The following is a 3,176-nucleotide window of genomic DNA, read 5'->3' as shown; positions in this document are numbered from 1 at the left end:
AAGCCGGTCTCAGTTCGGATTGGGGTCTGCAACTCGACCCCATGAAGTCGGAGTCGCTAGTAATCGCAGATCAGCATTGCTGCGGTGAATACGTTACCGGGCCTTGTACACACCGCCCGTCACGTCACGAAAGTCGGTAACACCCGAAGCCGGTGGCTTAACCCCTTGTGGGAGGGAGCCGTCGAAGGTGGGATCGGCGATTGGGACGAAGTCGTAACAAGGTAGCCGTACCGGAAGGTGCGGCTGGATCACCTCCTTTCTAAGGAGCATCTCTTTCGCTCGCTGCACACAGGTGTGGTTGAGGAAAGCAGAGGCCATTTCGTTCCCGTATGTGGAACGGTGGTTGCTCATGGGTGGACGCTGACAAGCATTCGTTTTCGTTACTGCCGGCCTCAGTGCTGGTGGGAGAACAAATTATATCGGCATACTGTTGGGTCCTGAGAGAACACGCGAGTGTTTCCTCTCTAGGAAGTAACGACAATGTTCAGGCGCGGTCATACCGCAAGAATTTTTTCTTGTTGGTGTCTGCTTGGAGCCTGAGTGTTGTGTGTTGTTTGAGAACTGCACAGTGGACGCGAGCATCTTTGTTGTAAGTAATGAAGAGCGTACGGTGGATGCCTTGGCACCAGGAGCCGATGAAGGACGTAGGAGGCTGCGATAAGCCTCGGGGAGCTGTCAACCGAGCTGTGATCCGAGGATGTCCGAATGGGGAAACCCAGCACGAGTGATGTCGTGTTACCCGCGCCTGAATATATAGGGCGTGTGGAGGGAACGTGGGGAAGTGAAACATCTCAGTACCCACAGGAAGAGAAAACAACCGTGATTCCGTGAGTAGTGGCGAGCGAAAGCGGAAGAGGCTAAACCATGGGTGTGTGATAGCCGGCAGGTGTTGCATTCGTGGGGTTGTGGGGTTCATTTTGTCTGTTCTGCCGAGCAGGCCAACAGTAAGAAATCACAGGGTTAGTGGAAGTGGTCTGGAACGGCCTGTCGTAGAGGGTGAGAATCCCGTACACGAAAACTTTGTGACTGTTGTAATGGAAACCCAAGTAGCACCGGGCCCGTGAAATCTGGTGTGAATCTGTCGGGACCACCCGATAAGCCTGAATACTCCCTGGTGACCGATAGCGGACTAGTACCGTGAGGGAAAGGTGAAAAGTACCCCGGGAGGGGAGTGAAATAGTACCTGAAACCGTGCGCTTACAATCCGTCAGAGCCTTCGAGCAGTTTACTGCTGGGGGTGATGGCGTGCCTTTTGAAGAATGAGCCTGCGAGTTAGTGGCATGTCGCGAGGTTAACCCGTGTGGGGTAGCCGTAGCGAAAGCGAGTCCGAATAGGGCGATCGTAGTGGCATGCTCTAGACCCGAAGCGGAGTGATCTACCCATGGCCAGGTTGAAGCGACGGTAAGACGTCGTGGAGGACCGAACCCACTTAGGTTGAAAACTGAGGGGATGAGTTGTGGGTAGGGGTGAAAGGCCAATCAAACTCCGTGATAGCTGGTTCTCCCCGAAATGCATTTAGGTGCAGCGTCGCGTGTTTCTCACCGGAGGTAGAGCTACTGGATGGTCTAGGGGGCCCACAAGCTTACCGAAATCAGCCAAACTCCGAATGCCGGTGAGTGAGAGCGCGGCAGTGAGACTGCGGGCGATAAGGTTCGTAGTCGAGAGGGAAACAGCCCAGATCGCCAGCTAAGGTCCCTAAGCGTGTACTAAGTGGAAAAGGATGTGGGGTCGCGAAGACAACCAGGAGGTTGGCTTAGAAGCAGCCACCCTTGAAAGAGTGCGTAATAGCTCACTGGTCAAGTGATCCTGCGCCGACAATGTAGCGGGGCTCAAGTACACCACCGAAGCTGCGGCATTCACGCAATAGCCCCCAGTTGATCCAAGGATTTTCTGGCAGGTGTGTGGATGGGTAGGGGAGCGTCGTGTGGCCATGGAAGCGGCAGGGTGACCTAGCCGTGGAGGCCACACGAGTGAGAATGCAGGCATGAGTAGCGAAAGACGAGTGAGAAACTCGTCCGCCGAATGACCAAGGGTTCCTGGGCCAGGTTAATCCGCCCAGGGTGAGTCGGGACCTAAGACGAGGCCGACAGGCGTAGCCGATGGACAACGGGTTGATATTCCCGTACCCGTGTGAACGCGCCCATGGTGAATCAGTGATACTAACCATCCTGAAGCCACGAGAAGACCTTCGGGTCTCGAGTTGGTGGATGCATGGGACCTGATCTGGTAGTAGCCAAGCGATGGGGTGACGCAGGAAGGTAGCTGAGCCAGTCAGTGGTAATACTGGTGTAAGCGTGTAGGGCGTGACCTAGGCAAATCCGGGTCACACATAGCCTGAGACGTGATGCGTAGCCGATTGAGGCGAATTCAGTGATCCTATGCTGCCGAGAAAAGCCTCTAGCGAGCTTTCACACGGCCCGTACCCCAAACCGACACAGGTGGTCAGGTAGAGAATACTAAGGCGATCGAGATAACTATGGTTAAGGAACTCGGCAAAATGCCCCCGTAACTTCGGGAGAAGGGGGGCCCTGTCTGGTGACGACATGTACTGTCTGAGCTGGGTGGGGCCGCAGAGACCAGTGAGAAGCGACTGTTTACTAAAAACACAGGTCCGTGCGAAGTCGTAAGACGATGTATACGGACTGACGCCTGCCCGGTGCTGGAAGGTTAAGAGGACCGGTTAGTTCCTTCGGGAGCGAAGCTGAGAATTTAAGCCCCAGTAAACGGCGGTGGTAACTATAACCATCCTAAGGTAGCGAAATTCCTTGTCGGGTAAGTTCCGACCTGCACGAATGGCGTAACGACTTCTCAGCTGTCTCAACCGTAGACTCGGCGAAATTGCATTACGAGTAAAGATGCTCGTTACGCGCGGCAGGACGAAAAGACCCCGGGACCTTCACTACAGCTTGGTATTGGTGTTCGGTTCGGTTTGTGTAGGATAGGTGGGAGACTGTGAAACGGTGACGCCAGTTATCGTGGAGTCGTTGTTGAAATACCACTCTGATCGAATTGGACCTCTAACCTCGGACCATGATCTGGTTCAGGGACAGTGCCTGGTGGGTAGTTTAACTGGGGCGGTTGCCTCCCAAAATGTAACGGAGGCGCCCAAAGGTTCCCTCAGCCTGGTTGGCAATCAGGTGTCGAGTGCAAGTGCACAAGGGAGCTTGACTGTGAGA

2 rRNA genes are annotated in these 3,176 nt (G+C 54.6%); both read left to right on the top strand.

Going from position 1 to position 3,176, the window contains the following annotated elements:
- Positions 1-259, top strand: a 16S ribosomal RNA gene (locus tag ACH4NX_RS38300); the annotation flags it as partial.
- 328 nt (positions 260-587) lie between these two features.
- Positions 588-3,176: ribosomal RNA gene (locus ACH4NX_RS38295) — 23S ribosomal RNA — on the top strand; the annotation flags it as partial.

The organism is Streptomyces sp. NPDC017225 (assembly GCF_044331465.1).
GTDB lineage: Bacteria > Actinomycetota > Actinomycetes > Streptomycetales > Streptomycetaceae > Streptomyces.
This window is presented reverse-complemented; position numbering and strand designations above follow the sequence as displayed.